The organism is Microbacterium sp. PF5 (assembly GCF_004794315.1).
In the GTDB taxonomy this organism is placed as follows: Bacteria; Actinomycetota; Actinomycetes; order Actinomycetales; family Microbacteriaceae; genus Microbacterium; species Microbacterium sufflavum.
Map to the genome: position 1 here is coordinate 1 of NZ_SSDQ01000176.1, position 15,289 is coordinate 15,289.

General features: G+C 69.9%; 17 protein-coding genes. 7 read left to right on the plus strand and 10 right to left on the minus strand.

The window, feature by feature from the left end; genetic code table 11:
- The 5 genes from DW297_RS18575 to DW297_RS18595 all read right to left on the minus strand — a co-directional run.
- On the minus strand, positions 1-550 hold a 550-nt coding region (locus tag DW297_RS18575), incomplete at its 3' end, for a glycosyltransferase family 2 protein (RefSeq protein ID WP_136035180.1).
- On the minus strand, positions 550-1,266 hold the full coding sequence (locus tag DW297_RS18580) for a PHP domain-containing protein (RefSeq protein ID WP_136035181.1): 717 nt from the start codon (positions 1,264-1,266) through the stop codon (positions 550-552). The genes DW297_RS18580 and DW297_RS18575, both read right to left, overlap by 1 nt.
- A complete protein-coding gene (locus DW297_RS18585; protein WP_136035182.1) occupies positions 1,263-2,252 on the minus strand; it encodes an ATP-grasp domain-containing protein in 990 nt (329 codons plus the stop codon). The genes DW297_RS18580 and DW297_RS18585 overlap by 4 nt, the downstream gene beginning before the upstream one ends.
- Entirely contained in the window at positions 2,253-3,299 is a 1,047-nt protein-coding gene (locus tag DW297_RS18590; RefSeq protein ID WP_136035183.1) for a response regulator, read from the minus strand.
- A gap of 141 nt (positions 3,300-3,440) precedes the next feature.
- Positions 3,441-3,755, minus strand: a complete 315-nt coding sequence (locus DW297_RS18595) for a DUF2277 domain-containing protein (RefSeq protein ID WP_136035184.1) — start codon at positions 3,753-3,755, stop codon at positions 3,441-3,443.
- A 166-nt stretch (positions 3,756-3,921) separates the two neighbouring features.
- Here DW297_RS18595 and DW297_RS18600 point away from each other — a divergent pair, with 166 nt between their 5' ends.
- Together DW297_RS18600 and DW297_RS18605 are read left to right on the plus strand one after the other, a co-directional pair.
- Positions 3,922-4,368: an HTH domain-containing protein gene (locus tag DW297_RS18600; protein WP_136035185.1), complete on the plus strand. Its 447-nt coding sequence runs from the start codon at positions 3,922-3,924 to the stop codon at positions 4,366-4,368.
- Positions 4,369-4,439: 71 nt separating this feature from the next.
- The gene (locus tag DW297_RS18605; RefSeq protein ID WP_136035186.1) at positions 4,440-4,868 is read left to right on the plus strand and encodes a DUF4190 domain-containing protein; all 429 of its coding nucleotides are present in this window, start codon (positions 4,440-4,442) and stop codon (positions 4,866-4,868) included.
- Positions 4,869-4,946: 78 nt separating this feature from the next.
- Here DW297_RS18605 and guaB read toward each other — a convergent pair whose 3' ends face one another.
- Complete coding sequence (gene guaB, locus DW297_RS18610) at positions 4,947-6,449, minus strand: IMP dehydrogenase (protein WP_136035187.1); 1,503 nt, start codon at positions 6,447-6,449, stop codon at positions 4,947-4,949.
- Between the two features lie 315 nt (positions 6,450-6,764).
- On the opposite strand from guaB, the gene DW297_RS18615 reads away from it, so the two are divergent.
- From DW297_RS18615 to DW297_RS18630, 4 genes are read left to right on the plus strand one after another with little or no spacing between them, the layout of a single operon-like run.
- Positions 6,765-8,051, plus strand: coding sequence for a branched-chain amino acid ABC transporter permease (locus DW297_RS18615; protein ID WP_136035188.1), 1,287 nt, complete (start codon positions 6,765-6,767; stop codon positions 8,049-8,051).
- A gap of 3 nt (positions 8,052-8,054) precedes the next feature.
- Positions 8,055-9,032: a branched-chain amino acid ABC transporter permease gene (locus DW297_RS18620; protein ID WP_136035189.1), complete on the plus strand. Its 978-nt coding sequence runs from the start codon at positions 8,055-8,057 to the stop codon at positions 9,030-9,032.
- Positions 9,022-10,017 carry an ABC transporter ATP-binding protein gene (locus DW297_RS18625; RefSeq protein WP_168387197.1) on the plus strand — a complete coding sequence of 332 codons (996 nt, stop codon included), beginning with the start codon at positions 9,022-9,024 and terminating at the stop codon, positions 10,015-10,017. The genes DW297_RS18620 and DW297_RS18625 overlap by 11 nt, the downstream gene beginning before the upstream one ends.
- Positions 10,014-10,781, plus strand: coding sequence for an ABC transporter ATP-binding protein (locus DW297_RS18630; RefSeq protein WP_136035190.1), 768 nt, complete (start codon positions 10,014-10,016; stop codon positions 10,779-10,781). Before DW297_RS18625 ends, DW297_RS18630 begins: the two co-directional genes overlap by 4 nt.
- 127 nt (positions 10,782-10,908) lie before the next feature.
- Here DW297_RS18630 and DW297_RS18635 read toward each other — a convergent pair whose 3' ends face one another.
- From DW297_RS18635 to groES, 3 genes are all read right to left on the minus strand, one after another.
- Positions 10,909-12,165 (minus strand): ABC transporter substrate-binding protein, encoded by a 1,257-nt coding sequence (locus DW297_RS18635; protein ID WP_136035191.1) that lies wholly within the window; start codon positions 12,163-12,165, stop codon positions 10,909-10,911.
- A gap of 145 nt (positions 12,166-12,310) precedes the next feature.
- Positions 12,311-13,240 carry an EamA family transporter RarD gene (rarD, locus tag DW297_RS18640; RefSeq protein WP_136035192.1) on the minus strand — a complete coding sequence of 310 codons (930 nt, stop codon included), beginning with the start codon at positions 13,238-13,240 and terminating at the stop codon, positions 12,311-12,313.
- 174 nt (positions 13,241-13,414) lie between these two features.
- Positions 13,415-13,711 (minus strand): co-chaperone GroES, encoded by a 297-nt coding sequence (gene groES, locus DW297_RS18645; protein WP_017203655.1) that lies wholly within the window; start codon positions 13,709-13,711, stop codon positions 13,415-13,417.
- Positions 13,712-13,862: 151 nt separating this feature from the next.
- Here groES and DW297_RS18650 point away from each other — a divergent pair, with 151 nt between their 5' ends.
- Complete coding sequence (locus DW297_RS18650; protein WP_136035193.1) at positions 13,863-15,068, plus strand: class I SAM-dependent methyltransferase; 1,206 nt, start codon at positions 13,863-13,865, stop codon at positions 15,066-15,068.
- 4 nt (positions 15,069-15,072) lie between these two features.
- On the opposite strand, the gene DW297_RS18655 is transcribed toward DW297_RS18650, so the two are convergent.
- The coding region (locus DW297_RS18655) for a hypothetical protein (RefSeq protein ID WP_205828330.1) at positions 15,073-15,289 on the minus strand (217 nt) is incomplete at its 5' end.

Here is a 15,289-nt window from a genome sequence, read left to right on the forward strand (position 1 = left end):
CGCGGCTGCCCTCCGCGATGTACGCCGTGACCGCGCCGACCTTCTCGTCGGCGAGGTGACGCGTGAGCTTGCGCAGCGAGTCGCGCGCGAAGATCACGTCGGCGTCCATGATGAGCACGGCCTCGGTCCAGTCGTCCGCGAGCACCACGTCGAGCCCGTGGTTGAGCGTGTGCGCCTTGCCCTGGCCGCCCTGCTCGCGCCGCAGATGCACGACCCGTCCGGGGTATGCCGCGGCCTTCTGCGCCACGATCTCGGGGGTGTCGTCGGTGGAGGCGTCGTCGACCACGAACACGCGCAGCCGCTCCGCCGGGTACTCCAGCTGCAGCAGCCTCTCGATCGCGGGGCCGATCACCATGCCCTCGTTCCACGCCGGGATCACCACCGCGACGTTCGGGTGGTATGGGGCGGCCTTCGGGTAGTGGTTCCGGAACGCGTGCAGCGGGAGCGCCAGGAACTGCAGGCCCGTGTTGATGACGGGCAGCGTGCCCACGAGCACGCACAGCAGCAGGACGACCACGATCACGGTCTCGTACCAGGCGAGGTCGGGCATCAGCCGGTCACCTCCACGCCGTCGAGCAGCGGAAGGATGCGGGAGTAGCGGCCGACGTCGGTGGCCACGTGGCTGTCGGTCGACGCCACGACCTCGGCGCCCGCGTCACGCAGGGCGGCCAGTGCGTCGGGCCCGGGGCACGCCCACTTCTCGTTCACCTCGACGAGCGTGCCGGTGGCCGCGGCGGCGCGTGCCCACTCGCGCAGCCGTTCGGCGCCCAGCTGCTCCTCGGACAGGCCGATCTTGGGCAGGATCGAGAAGCAGTGCGCGAGCTGATTGCCGGGGTGGCGGTGCATGGTCGCCACGACGGCCCCCACGAACTGGTCGAGCACGTCGTCGGCCGCCCAGCCCGCGGCGATGCGTTCGCGGACCGCGGTGGGGCCGAGCGGCCCGTCCTCGCCCGGGAACTGGTGGTCGGCGATCAGGATGCGGTCGATGCCGGCGGGGAGCGCGGGGATGTCGAGCGCTCCGGACGCGTCGAGGATCTTGGCCTCCACGCCCGTCAGCACCGTGAGCCCGTCCGGCATTCGCAGGGCGCGGACGGCGGCGAGGTACTCCGGCACCCAGGTCGTGCTCTGGCGCACGTGATCCACCAGGCGCACGGTGTCGAGCCCCGCGGCGACCGCGGCCGCCACGTTCTCCTCGAGTGTGGAGACCGCGTCGTCGGAGAAGGTGGAGTGCACGTGATGGTCCCCCCGGAGCACCGCGTGACTCATACGTCCTCCTGATGACCGGCGTGCTCCGAGACGAGCACGTCGTCGACCTCGACGATCACGTCTTCCAGGAACCGCACCGACGCGACCTCGCGGAACGGCACCTGCACGGGCAGCTCGCGGCCCAGGAACAGGTCGGCGACCAGCGACGGGATGTCCACGCCGGCGGCGATCGTCAGCGGGAGCGCGCCGGGGAAGCGCGGGTTGACCTCGAGCAGCACGGCACGGCCGTCGCGGTCGCGGCGCAGCTGCACGTTGGCGACGCCCACCAGGCCGATCGCCCGGGCGATCGCGGACGCGGTCTCCTCCAGCTCGGGGTCGCGCAGGGTGCGTCCGGCGATCGCGACGCCCGAGTCGACCCTCGCCCTGGTGCGCGGCACCGCGGCGACCACTGCACCGGAGGCGTCGGAGATCACGTCGACCGAGTACTCCTCGCCGGGCAGGAAGTCCTGCACGATGAGGCCCTCGTCGGTCGGCAGGGCGTCGAGCGCGGCGCGGTCGGGCACGAGGCGGATGCCCCGGCTGCCCGCTCCCTGGCGCGGCTTGGCGAACACCGGGAACTCCCAGTCGACCGCGGCGGCGTCGGGACCGGCGAGCACGGTGCGCGGGGTGCGTCCGGTCGGGGCGCAGCGCTCCGCGAGGGCGAGCTTGTCGAGGGCCGTGTGCAGCGTGTCCGACGAGGGCGCGGCCAGCACCGCAGGAGCCAGCTCGTCCCGGCGGTCCGCGAGCGCGATGAGCTCCACGTCGACGGTGGAGATCACGAGGTCGAGGTCGTCCTCGGCCACGAGTCGTGCGATCGCGGGCACGAAGTCGTCGTCGCGTCCGGGCGGCACCAGGCGACGCTGCTCCGGCGGCACCAGGTAGATCCCGCTCGCCCAGCCGTCCATGTCGGCGGCGAACACCGTCAGGTCGGAGCGACGGAGCAGGGAGCGGATCACCGCCACCCCGGCCGGTCCGCCCGCCCCGGTCACCAGCACGCGCTGCGTCATTCAGCTCTCCCGTCGTGTGAGTTCGTGTGCGCCGACGAACTCCGCCGTCTCGCGCACCACTTCCAGCGGCTCCACCGCGTCGCCCCCGCCGAATCGCGACCAGTACCGCGCGGTCGCGGTGACGAACTCGGGGGCGAGGTAGTCACGGCTCGCGGCGGCCTGCGACTGGAAGCACTCCAGCAGGCGCAGCTTCTCGTCGAGGAAGCGGTCGATGCGCACGAAGCGCGTCGGCCGGTAGTCGATCGTCGAGGAGGGGCTCTGGTAGCACGCGACGGTGCCGACACGACGGGTCGCGACGATCGTGGCCTCGCTCACGGCGCGATGGTCCTGGTGCCGATCGTGCGGGGAGTGCGTGTAGACGATGGTCGGCTGGATCTCGCGCACGACCTCTTCGATCAGCCGCACGGTGGAGCCGCCGCCGGAGATCTCCGTGTCGACGAGGTCTTTCAGGAACAGGCGGGCGCCGATCCGCTCGGCCGCGGCGAGCGACTCGTTCTGGCGGCTGTCGGCGTCTCCGCCCCTGGCTCCGCGGGACAGGGTGAGGATCGTGATCGCGTCGCCGGCGGCGGCGTGGGCCGCGAGGATGCCGCCGACCCCGATCTCGACGTCGTCGGGGTGGGCGCCGATCGCGAGCACCACCTCGGTCGTCCTCGCCTCCTCGCGTCGCCGTCGGCCCTCCTCCACCAGGCGGGTCACGGCTTCCACGAGCCGGGCGTTGTCGAGCGGCTTGGTGAGGAACTCGTCGGCCTGCGCGCGCAGGGCGGACACGGCGTATTCGACCGAGACGTGCGCGGTCATCACGATCACCGGCACGGTGGGGATCGTGCGGCGCAGCTCGGCGAGCAGCTCGAGGCCGCTGAGACCCGGCATCTCGATGTCGGTGACGACCACGTCGGGGCGCACCTCGGCGACGCGGTCGATCGCGGAGCGCCCGTCTTCCGCGAGGTCGACGATGCAGCCGGCACGGCGCTCCAGCACGGTCTTCACCAGCAGGGCGACATCGTGGTCGTCGTCGACGACGAGAATGCGGGGGGCGTCCTCAGACATGTACGGCTCTCCTTGGGGAGCTTCCCTGCCGGTGGGGGCCGGCGTCGCGATCCCGGTGCCTTCATCACCGGATCCGCGGGGAAAGTCGAGCGGGGTACGTCGATTCTGGCACAGGCGGGCAGACCCGGCCGCGCAGCGGCGTCAGGTCGCCGCCCGCGCCGCCCGCTTCTCCTGCTGGTACACCCGGATGGCCTCGTATCGCTCGGCCGAGCGGGCCTGGCGCTTGGCCGCCTCCGCCTCCCGGTTCTTGGGCGGCGCGGTCGTCACGAGGTCGTCCAGCAGCCGTCGCGTGGCCGCAGCGATCTCCTCGACGGCGCGATCGAACACGTCCCTGTTGACGCGCGAGGGCGCCGTCGCCCCGGAGATCTTGCGGACGAACTGGAGCGCCGCGTCGTGGCACTCCTCATCGGTCGCCGCGGGGGCCAGGTTGTTCAGGGGCACGATGTTCCGGCACATACCCGCACGCTACGCCCCGCCCCTCCCCCGCGGAAGCACAGACGAGCACCCGCCACAACCACAGGTACTCGGCACGCTCACCGGAACGGCGGATTTCGCCGAGGTTATCGTGGCTCATGTCGTACCGAACAACACCTTGTACATCTACCCCTGACCCGGAGTGAGCATGTCAACGACCAGCTTCGACGTTTCCCGTGAACTGGCTCGCCTCCTCGAAGAAGGTGCCATCACGATGAAGGCGCTCGAGGCGATGACGGGTATCGATCACGTGAGGCTACGGAAGCTCCTCGTCGTAGCACCGGCGGCCGTCGGAATGGACTCGTCACCGGCTGTGCTCACCGGGCACGAAGCGGCTCGTCTCTCCGCGCTCGTGGCCCAACTCACGGAGGCCAGCGGGATCGGCGACGATGATCGGCTCCGCGCGACCCTCGAATCCCTCACCGGAGCACTGCACCTCACCCCGGGGAACATCGCGCGATTGACCGGTCTCTCCACGGACGTCGTCCAGACCGTGCTCGCCGGTGACCGCCCGCTGTCGAGTGACGAGAAGTATGTCGTCGCCATCCGGTGCTCGTACCTCGTGAACGCGGCGAACCTCGCACGACCGCGCTGATGCGAGGGGATGGCACGCCGACGGCGCCGTCGCTACGCTCTGGGCTACGCACGCTCAACCGAGGAGAGATCATGACGAACCCCCCGCCCCCCGAGGCGTCGCAGCCCGACACCCCTCCCCCCGCCTGGAACAGCACCCCCGCGAACGACCCGGCCGCCGCGTACCCGCCGCCGCCCGGTCCCGCGGCTCCCGGCGCCTACGGCCAGACCGCGCCGGCCTCGCCTCCCGGACGCGTGCTGTCGATCGTCGGACTCGTGCTGGCGTTCCTGCTGCCGCCGATCGGCCTCATCCTCAGCATCATCGCCGCGGTGCAGCTGGGGAAGGCGCACGCGCCGAAGGGCCTCGCGATCGCCGGCATCATCGTCGGCGCGGTGCTGACCATCCTGGAGATCATCGGCATCATCCTGCTGGTGACCGTGTTCGCGGGCATCTTCGGGATGTGCGCCGAGCTCGGCCCCGGCGTGTGGGAGGTCGGCGGCGTCACCTACCGCTGCGGCTGAACCCGCAACACACACACACGAGGGGCCGGATGCTGCGCGCATCCGGCCCCTCGTCGTCGCCCCGGTGCGGGGCGCTGTTCACTTCTTGTAGTTGGGCGCCTCGACCACGATCTGCACGTCGTGCGGGTGCGACTCCTTGAGCCCGGCCGAGGTGATGCGCACGAACTTGCCGCGGGCCTTGAGCTCCTCGATCGTGCGGGCGCCGACGTAGAACATCGACTGCCGCAGCCCGCCGACGAGCTGGTAGGCGACGGCGGAGAGCGGGCCGCGGTACGGCACCTGCCCCTCGATGCCCTCGGGGATCAGCTTGTCGTCGCTGGGCACGTCGGCCTGGAAGTAGCGGTCCTTGGAGTAGGAGGTCTGCTTGCCGCGGGTCTGCATCGCCCCGAGCGAGCCCATGCCGCGGTACTGCTTGAACTGCTTGCCCGACTGGAACACGATCTCGCCCGGCGACTCGTCGGTTCCGGCGAGCAGCGAACCGAGCATGACCGCGTCGGCGCCCGCGACGAGGGCCTTCGCGATGTCGCCCGAGTACTGCAGGCCACCGTCGGCGATCACGGGGATGCCGGCCGGACGGGCGGCGAGCGACGCCTCGTACACGGCGGTCACCTGCGGCACTCCGACGCCCGCGACCACGCGCGTGGTGCAGATGGAGCCGGGGCCGACGCCGACCTTGACCGCGTCGACGCCCGCGTCGACCAGCGCCTGTGCGCCCTCACGCGTCGCGACGTTGCCGCCGATCACGTCGATGTGGGCGAAGGACTCGTCGGCCTTGAGGCGCTTGACCAGGTCGATCACGCCCTGCGACTGGCCGTTGGCCGTGTCGACCACGAGCACGTCGACGCCCGCGTCACGCAGCGCCTCGGCCCGCTCCCACGCGTCGCCGAAGAAGCCGATCGCCGCACCGACGCGCAGGCGGCCCTGGTCGTCCTTGGTCGCGAGCGGGTACTTCTCGCTCTTGTCGAAGTCCTTGATGGTGATGAGCCCGGCGAGCTTGCCGTCCTCGTCGATCAGCGGCAGCTTCTCCACGCGGTGCTTCGCGAACAGGGCGATGACCTCGCCCGCCGCGACGCCCACCGGTGCGGTGACGAGGTTCTCGCTCGTCATGACGTCTTTCACGAACGTGGTCTGACGCTCGAAACCCGAGACGAACCGCATGTCGCGGTTCGTGATGATGCCCACCAGGCGGCCCTCGGCGTCGACCACGGGAAGGCCCGAGATGCGGTACTTGGCGCACAGCGCGTCGACCTCCTCCACCGTCGCGTCGGCGGTCGTGGTGATGGGGTCGGTGATCATGCCCGACTCGCTGCGCTTGACGCGGTCGACGTGAGCGGCCTGGTCGGCGATCGACAGGTTGCGGTGCAGGATGCCGATGCCGCCCTCGCGCGCCATCGCGATGGCCATGCGCGACTCGGTGACGGTGTCCATGGCGCTGGACAGCAGGGGCGTCGCGACGGAGATGCGACGCGTGATCCGCGACGACGTGTCAGCCTCACTGGGGATGACGTCGGTATGCCCCGGCAGGAGCAGAACGTCATCGTAGGTCAGTCCGACGAAGCCGAAGGGATCGTGCTGGTCCATGGAATCTCCTCCTGCGCGCGTGGCGCGGGTCCGGGTGCGAGTGGGTGGTCGACATCGGCCGGGGCGGGGCTGTGCCCGTATGCAGATTCTAAGCGAGACACGCCCGAGAACATTCCCAGTCCCCCGTCGTTACCGGACCGTTGGCCCGAGAGGTAGGTGATTCGCGGATCGCCCATTACGCTCAAGTGCGTCGTCCATCCCCGCGGTTCGACCCGAGTCCGCGGAGACAGCACTCACAGTGGAGGTTGCGTGGGACCCACAGCACTCGCCGGACCGCGGAAGCGCCCCTGGGCTTTCGTCTTCTTGGGAATCCTCATGGCGCTCGCGGCCTCACTGCTGCTCCCTCCCTCAGCGGCCTCCGCCGACACCACCGACGACGGGCAAGAGGTCACCGACTTCTACTTCGCGGGTGTGGTCACCAACGCCGATGAGCCCGTCGAGGGCGTGGTCATGTCGATCGAGGGCAACGGCTTCGAGGCCGAGACCGAGACCGACGCCGAGGGCAAGTGGCGCCTGTACGTGCCGGAGAAGGAGACGTACACCCTGACGGTGGACGAGTCCACGCTCCCCGACGGTGTGATCGTCGACGCCTCGCAGCTGCCGGAGGGCATCCAGCCGGTGTCGGGCACGACGGCCTCGTTCGAACTGGAGTTCGGGCTCACCGGCACCAAGATCGTCAACCTCTTCCTCGGCGCGGGCGAGCGGGTCACGGTGTCGTTCCTCGATCAGCTGCTGTCGCGCATCGTGGGCGGCCTGAACTTCGGGCTCCTGCTCGGCCTGGCGTCGATGGGCGCCGCTCTCATCTACGGCACCACACGGCTGTCGAACTTCGCGCACGGCGAGATGGTGACCTGGGGTGCCGTGATCACCCTCGTGTTCACGACCTTCTGGCAGCTGCCGCTGTGGGCGGGCATCATCGCGGCGGTGATCGGCGGCGCGGCCCTGGGCTGGGCGCTCGACGCCGGCATCTGGAAGCCGCTGCGCCGCAAGGGCCTCGGGGTGGTGCAGCTCATGATCGTGAGCATCGGCCTCTCGCTCGCGCTGCGGTACACGCTGCAGTACATCATCGGCGGCAACACCTACCAGCTCCCCGGCGCGAGCCCCGAGCCGATCCGCCTCGGGCCGATCTCGCTGTCGTACATCGACATGATCGGCATGGCCACCAGCATCATCGTCATCCTCGGCGTCGCGTTCTTCCTCACCCGCACCCGGACGGGCAAGGCGACGAGGGCGATCTCGGACAACCCGCAGCTCGCGGCCGCCTCCGGCATCGACGTCGACAAGGTCATCCGCATCGTGTGGATCCTCGCCGGCACGCTCGCCGCCATCTCGGGCATCCTCTGGGCCTACTTCCGCCCGGGAGTGAAGTGGGACATGGGCATGCAGATGCTGCTGCTGATGTTCTGCGCCATCACCCTCGGCGGCCTGGGTTCGGCGATCGGCGCCCTGATCGGCTCGATCATCGTCGGGCTCGCGGTGGAGGTGTCCACGCTGCTGGGCGTCCCCTCCGACCTCAAGTACGCCAGCGCCCTGGTCGCGCTGATCATCATCCTGCTCGTGCGACCGCAGGGCATCCTCGGACGCAAGGAAAGGTTGGGCTGACACATGGACTTCGGAAGCATCTTCGGCAACACCGCCTCCTATCTGTTCAGCCCGACGACGATCGCGTACGCGCTCGCGGCGACCGGCCTCGCGGTGCACTTCGGCTACACCGGACTGCTCAACTTCGGCATGGCCGCGTTCATGGCGATCGGCGGCTACGGCTACGCGATCTCGATCCTCACGTTCGGCTTCCCCTGGTGGGCGGGCGTGCTGGTCGGCGTGCTGGGTGGGGCCCTGTTCGCCCTGCTGCTCGGCATCCCCACGCTGCGGCTGCGCGCCGACTACCTCGCCATCGCGACCATCGCGGCCGCGGAGGTCGTGAGGCTCATGTTCGTGACGGAGCTGTTCAAGGACTGGACCAACTCCGCGGGCGGCCTCTCCGGCTACCACCAGAGCTTCCGCGACGCGAACCCCTTCCCCACCGGCACGTACGGCTTCGGTCCCTGGACCTACAACGCGACCGACCTGTGGGTGCGCGTGGTCGGCCTGATCGCCCTGGCCCTCGCGGTGCTGGTGGTGTGGGCGCTCATGCGCAGCCCGTGGGGTCGCGTGCTCAAGGGCATCCGCGAGGACGAGGACGCGGTGCGCTCGCTCGGCAAGAACGTCTTCGCGTACAAGATGCAGGCGCTCGTGGTCGGCGGCATCATCGGCGCGCTCGGCGGCATCGTGTTCATCCTGCCGTCGGCCGTGATCCCCGGCAGCTACTCCACGTCGCTGACGTTCTTCCTGTGGACGATCCTGCTGCTCGGCGGCGCCGCGACGGTGCTCGGGCCCACGCTGGGCGCCGTGCTGTTCTGGATCGTGTTCGCGTTCCTCGGCGCGCTGCTGCCCGCCATGGCGAACGCCGGTTACCTGCCCATGTCGGGCGCGCAGGCCGATGTCGTGCGGTACATCCTCATCGGCATCGTGCTGATGCTGATCGTGATCTTCCGCCCGCAGGGCATCCTCGGAAACAAGAGGGAGATGACCTTTGTCAAGTGAGAACGACGCGGCGGTCACGCCCGCGAAGAGCACCCCGCGCGCCAAGACGACCGGCCTCACCGCCGGCCCCGCGGTGCCCGGCGTCAAGAAGGTCGACCCGATCCTCGTCGTGGACGCCGTGCAGCGGCGCTTCGGCGGCCTCACGGCCGTCGACGTCGACCACCTGGAGATCCCGCGCGGCGCCATCACGGCCCTGATCGGCCCGAACGGCGCCGGCAAGACGACGCTGTTCAACCTGCTGTGCGGCTTCGACAAGCCCAACAGCGGCACCTGGTCGTTCGACGGCACCAACCTCTCCGGCATCCCCTCCTTCAAGGTCGCCCGCATGGGGCAGGTGCGCACGTTCCAGCTCACCAAGTCGCTGTCGCTGCTGACCGTGCTGGAGAACATGAAGCTCGGCGCGAAGGACCAGCGCGGCGAGGGCTTCTGGGCCGGGCTCTTCCCCTTCCTCTGGCGCAAGCAGGACCAGGAGATCGAACAGCGCGCCCACGAGCTGCTGACGCGGTTCAAGCTCGACGCCAAGGAGCAGGACTTCGCGGCGTCGCTCTCCGGAGGCCAGCGCAAGCTGCTGGAGATGGCGCGCGCACTGATGAGCAACCCGACACTGGTGATGCTCGACGAGCCCATGGCCGGCGTGAACCCGGCGCTGACGCAGTCGCTGCTCGACCACATCCTCGACCTCAAGGACCTGGGCATGACGGTGCTGTTCGTGGAGCACGACATGCACATGGTGCGTCACATCGCCGACTGGGTGGTCGTGATGGCCGAGGGACGCGTCGTGGCCGAGGGGCCGCCGGACACCGTGATGGAGGACCCCGCGGTCGTCGACGCCTACCTGGGCGCGCATCAGGACGTGGACCTGGGTGCCGTGACCGGACGTCTGCCCGTGATCTCGGACGCCGACGCGGAGCGCATCCGCGAGCAGATCGAGACCGAGGTCGAAGCCGAGGTGGAGGCCGAAGAGGCCGAGGAGGAGAAGCCATGACCGACGCGCCCGTCGAGCGGAACGAGATCAAGAACGACGACGTGGTCGTCGAGCTCACCAACGTGCACGCCGGGTACCTCCCCGGGGTGAACATCCTCAACGGCGCGAACCTCGTGGCCCACAAGGGCGAGCTGATCGGCATCATCGGCCCCAACGGCGCCGGCAAGTCGACGCTGCTGAAGGCCATCTTCGGCATGGTGAACGTGCGCGACGGCGACATCACGGTCAAGGGCGAGAGCATCGTCGGCCTCAAGGCGGACAAGCTCGTGGCGCGCGGTGTCGCGTTCGTCCCGCAGACGAACAACGTGTTCCCGTCGCTCACGATCCAGGAGAACCTCGAGATGGGGCTCTACCAGAACCCGAAGATCTTCGCGGAGCGGCTGGAGTTCGTCTCCAGCATCTTCGGCGAACTCGGCAAGCGCCTCAAGCAGCGTGCCGGGTCGCTGTCCGGCGGTGAGCGCCAGATGGTGGCCATGTCGCGCGCGCTCATGATGGACCCGTCGGTGCTGCTGCTCGACGAGCCGTCGGCCGGCCTCTCCCCCGTGCGGCAGGACGACGCGTTCATCCGCGTCTCCGACATCAACAAGGCGGGCGTGACCACGATCATGGTCGAGCAGAACGCGCGCCGCTGCCTGCAGATCTGCGACCGCGGCTACGTGCTCGATCAGGGCCGCGACGCCTACGAGGGCACCGGCCGCGAGCTGCTGAACGACCCGAAGGTCATCGGCCTCTACCTGGGAACGCTCGGCACCGACGCCGCCTGACACGCGCCGCGAAGGGCCCGGCATCAGCGGATGCCGGGCCCTTCTGCGTGCGGAACGCGTCGCGCCGTGCCCGCCGTGGGACACGACGAAGGCCCCGAGCCGGAGCCTGGGGCCTTCGCTATGCGGCTTACTTGATCCGCGTGGTGGTGTTGTCTGCGCCGAACTCGTAGACGCCGATCGCGGCGCCCTTCGGGTCGTTGTTCTCGTCGAACGTGATCTCACCGGAGAGGCCGTCGTAGTCCGGCGTGCCTCCGTCGTTGATGATCGCGGCGCACTCGGCGAAGTCCTTGCACTTCTCGCCGTCGCCCTCGCCACCCGAGACGGTGATCATCTGCTCGGCGATGTCGGCACCCTCGACCGAGCCGGCCTTCAGGGCCGCCAGGGCGATCAGGATCACGGCGTCGTAGGCCTCGGCCGAGTAGGTCACGGCGTCGATCGGGTCGTTGCCGTCGGCCGTCCAGACCTCGTTGAGCTGGTCGAGGAAGTCCTGCGGCAGCTCGGCGCCGGCGCGCGTGCCCTTCGAACCCTCGAGGCTCACCGGGATGTCGGAGCCCCAGTCCTTCAGGTTTCCGTCGACCAGGTAGAGCGAGCCGGTGTCGATGCCCGCGTTGGCGAGCAGCGGCGCGATGGTCGCGAACTGGTCGTACGAGACCACGGCGACCGCGTCGGGCTTGGCGGCCGCGATCTCCGACACCTGGGCGTTGAACTGGCCGTCACCCTGGTTGTACGACGCGTCGGCGACGACCTCGCCGCCGGTGCCCTCGAACGTGGCCTTGATGGCCTCGAACAGGCCGGTGCCGTACGGGTCGTTCTGGTAGATGATGCCCAGCGTCTTGTGGCCATCCTCGGCGATCTGGTTGCCCAGCACCTCGCCCTGCAGGTTGTCGCTCGGCGCCGTGCGGAAGTACAGCGGGTTGATGCCCGTGAAGTCGGGCGACGTGTTCGACGGCGAGACGGTGAGGATGCCCGCACCGGCGTTGCTGTCGAGGATCAGCTTGGTGACGCTCGACGACGCGGCACCGATCATCGCGGTGATGCCCGCGTTCTGCAGGTTGGTGATCGACGTCTCGTAGGCCTTGTTGTCGAGGTCGCCCTCGTCGGCGGTGGTCAGGTCGATCGTGACACCGGCGTCGGCCTCGTTGATCTGCTGCACGGCGAGCTGCACGCCGGCTTCCATGGGAGCGCCGAGGAAGGCGAGCGATCCGGTGGCGGGCAGCAGCGAGCCGAGCTTGAGCGTCAGGTCGGCGGCCGGCTTGTCGCCGCCACCCTCCGACGGCTCGGCGTTCGGCGTGCTGCTGCAGCCGGCGATGACGATGGCGGATGCGCTGACCAGCGCGATCCCGGCGAAGACCTTCGCGGTGCGCGAGCCCTTCAGTGCGTTCATGGATGCTCCCTTGCGTGACTGAACGTGGATTGTGACCACAGGCGGGTGCTCTAACACTAGGGCGTGAGGTCAGCGCGCAGGGGGTGCAAGTATCTCGGTGCGTTAACGATCCGACACCCGGTGTCGCCGCGGTCGAGCCCGGGGATCAGAGCAGGGCGGCGCGCGCGATCCGGCGTCCCCGCCGCCCGGCCAGCAGCAGGTCGGCGACGAACACCGCGATCGCGATCCACACGAGCACGAACCCGATCCATCGCTCCGGCGGCATCGGCTCGTGCAGCACCACCACGCCGATCAGGAACTGCATGATCGGCGTGAGGAACTGGATCATGCCGATCACGGCCAGGTTCACGCGGCGCGTCCCCGCCGCGAACAACAGCAGCGGCACCGCCGTCGCGACGCCCGCGAAACCCAGCAGCAGCGCGTGCACCACACCGTTCGCGCCCATCGTGAGGCCGGAGGTCTGCGCCACCACCACCAGCTGCACCACCGCGATCGGCAGCAGCCAGAACGACTCCAGCGTGAGCCCGCTCACCGCGTCGACCGCCGGACCGATCTTCTTCTTGATGAGCCCGTACACACCGAACGAGGCGGTGAGCGACAGTGCGATCCACGGGAAGGAGCGGTACGCCACGATGATCACGACCACCGCGATCGCGGCGATGCCCACCGCGACCCACTGCAACCGGCGGATGCGCTCCTTGAGCACGAACACGCCGAGCAGCACGGTCGTGATCGGGTTGATGAAGTAGCCCAGCGCCGTCTCGACCACGTTGCCGCTGAGCGTGCCCAGCAGGAACACCTGCCAGTTGATGTAGATGAGCAGACCGGCCAGTGCCGTCCACCCGAGCAGCCGGGGCGTGCGGAGGATCACGCGAATGGCCGCCCACCCGCGCGTGACCGTGAGCAGCAGCAGGCAGAACACGAAGGACAGCACCACGCGCCACGCGACGACCTCCCACGGGCCCGTCGGCGCCAGGAGCAGGAAGTACAGCGGCAGGACCCCCCACAAGACGTAGGCGGACGCGGCGTAGACGACGCCCGCGGTCGGGGTGGCGCGGGCGGTCTCGGGGGTCACCGCACAACCCTATGCCCGCGGCGCGACCCCACCGCGCCGGTCACCGGGCCGCTCGGGAAGATCGGCGGGAAGTGACCGACGATTGGCGGAAACGCAGAAGAGGTCCGGATGCCGTGGCATCCGGACCTCTTCGGATCCGTGGCCCCGCGCGCGGCGGGGACGGGATTCAGCTGATCAGCGGACGACGACCGCGAGGACGTCGCGAGCCGACAGGACGAGGAACTCGTCGGCGCCGAACTTCACCTCGGTGCCGCCGTACTTGCTGTAGAGCACGCGGTCGCCGACGGCGACGTCGAGCGGAACGCGGTTGCCGTTGTCGTCGATGCGGCCGGGGCCGACCGCCACGACCTCGCCCTCCTGGGGCTTCTCCTTGGCGGTGTCGGGGATGACCAGGCCACTCGCGGTGGTCTGCTCGGCCTCGACCTGCTTGATGACGATGCGGTCCTCGAGCGGCTTGATGGAAACCGACACGGTCTACCTCTTCTTTCTTGACGCTGACACGAAAGACTCGTTCGCACTCTCAACCCGAGAGTGCTAATGCCAGTGTAGGCGGTCGGCTGGCACTCATGCAATGCGAGTGCCAGCCCGGGAACGTCCGCCCCCGCGCGCCTAGGCTGAAGGCGTGGAGATGTCCGAGCTGCGTGCCCTGCTGACCCCCGCCGGCCTCGAACTGCTCGACGGCACCGGCGAGGTGGGCTCGACCGCAGAGGCCGCCGCCGCGGTCTCGCGTCTGCGCGCGGCCGGGCACTCCCCCGACCTCGTCTCCGCCGTGGTCGGCCAGGCGCACCTGCGGGCGAAGGCCGCCGCGAAGTTCGGCCCTTTCGCGGCCCGCATGCTGTTCACCAGGGCCGGCCTCGAACAGGCCACGCGCCTGGGTGTCGCGGCCCGGCACGCGCAGCGCCTGCGCAGCGCGGGGATGACGGCCGTGGCCGACCTCGGCTGCGGCATCGGCGGTGATGCGCTCGCGTTCGCGGGCGCCGGACTCGACGTGCTGGCGGTCGACGCCGACGAGGTCACCGCCGCGATCGCCGCCTACAACCTCGCGCCCTTCGGCGACAGCGTCACCGTGCGGCACGACACCGCGGAGGACGCACTCGGGGAGCCACGACCCGGCCGCGCCGTATGGATGGACCCCGCCCGCCGCACCTCTGGGCACAGCGAGACCCGCCGCGTCGCCGCGGACGACTACTCCCTCTCGCTCGACTGGGCCTTCGGGGTCGCCGCGCGGCAGCCCACAGGGATCAAGCTCGGCCCCGCGCACGACCGCGACGCCCTGCCCGACGACGCCGAGACGCAGTGGATCAGCGCCGACGGGAGCGTGGTCGAGCTCGTGGTGTGGACGCGCGAGCTCGCGCGAGACGGTGTGCGCCGCTCGGCGCTGCTCATCCGCGGCGACCGGTCCCACGAGCTCACCGCCGCGGCGGATGCGGAGGACGCCCCGGTGCGCGACCTCGGCGCGTTCCTCCACGAGCCGGACGGCGCCGTGATCCGCGCCCGCCTGATCGGGGATGTCGCGCGCAGCCTCGACGCGGGCATGCTCGACCCCCGCATCGCCTACCTCACGTCGGACACCGCCCTGACGAGCCCGTTCGTGCAGAGCTTCCGCGTGCGGGACGTGCTGCCGATGAACACCAAGGGCATCAACGCGGCGTTGAAGGCGAACGGCATCGGGCGGCTGGAGATCAAGAAGCGCGGGGTGGACGTGGATCCCGCGGCGTTCCGGCGCATGCTCACGCTGAAGGGCGACGCCGAGGCGACCCTGATCCTCGTGCGGATCGGCGACCGGCGCCGCGCGATCCTCGCCGACCGGGTGTCCGCGGCCGACTGATCGCTCAGCCGTCCGGGTCGCGATCGGGGATCTCCACCCGGATCGGATCGCCGGGCGGACCCGTCGTCACCAGATACGAGTCTCCGGACGGCGCCTCGGAGAACACCGCCCCGGTCGTGACCGACAGGTACGGGGCCTGCCAGCGCGTGAACTCCACCTGGACCACCGAGACCGCGATCACGTCTCCCGACTCCTGATCGACGTCGACCACCTGCACCCCC

Excerpts from the sequence above, each read along its gene's own strand:
- DW297_RS18600 (WP_136035185.1), top strand. The coding sequence starts at position 3,922 with ATGTCAACGACCAGCTTCGACGTTTCCCGTGAACTGGCTCGCCTCCTC.
- DW297_RS18590 (WP_136035183.1), bottom strand. The coding sequence starts at position 3,299 with ATGTCTGAGGACGCCCCCCGCATTCTCGTCGTCGACGACGACCACGAT.
- DW297_RS18595 (WP_136035184.1), bottom strand. The coding sequence starts at position 3,755 with ATGTGCCGGAACATCGTGCCCCTGAACAACCTGGCCCCCGCGGCGACC.
- DW297_RS18580 (WP_136035181.1), bottom strand. The coding sequence starts at position 1,266 with ATGAGTCACGCGGTGCTCCGGGGGGACCATCACGTGCACTCCACCTTC.
- DW297_RS18585 (WP_136035182.1), bottom strand. The coding sequence starts at position 2,252 with ATGACGCAGCGCGTGCTGGTGACCGGGGCGGGCGGACCGGCCGGGGTG.
- DW297_RS18635 (WP_136035191.1), bottom strand. The coding sequence starts at position 12,165 with ATGAACGCACTGAAGGGCTCGCGCACCGCGAAGGTCTTCGCCGGGATC.
- DW297_RS18620 (WP_136035189.1), top strand. The coding sequence starts at position 8,055 with ATGGACTTCGGAAGCATCTTCGGCAACACCGCCTCCTATCTGTTCAGC.
- DW297_RS18605 (WP_136035186.1), top strand. The coding sequence starts at position 4,440 with ATGACGAACCCCCCGCCCCCCGAGGCGTCGCAGCCCGACACCCCTCCC.
- DW297_RS18630 (WP_136035190.1), top strand. The coding sequence starts at position 10,014 with ATGACCGACGCGCCCGTCGAGCGGAACGAGATCAAGAACGACGACGTG.
- guaB (WP_136035187.1), bottom strand. The coding sequence starts at position 6,449 with ATGGACCAGCACGATCCCTTCGGCTTCGTCGGACTGACCTACGATGAC.
- DW297_RS18615 (WP_136035188.1), top strand. The coding sequence starts at position 6,765 with ATGGCGCTCGCGGCCTCACTGCTGCTCCCTCCCTCAGCGGCCTCCGCC.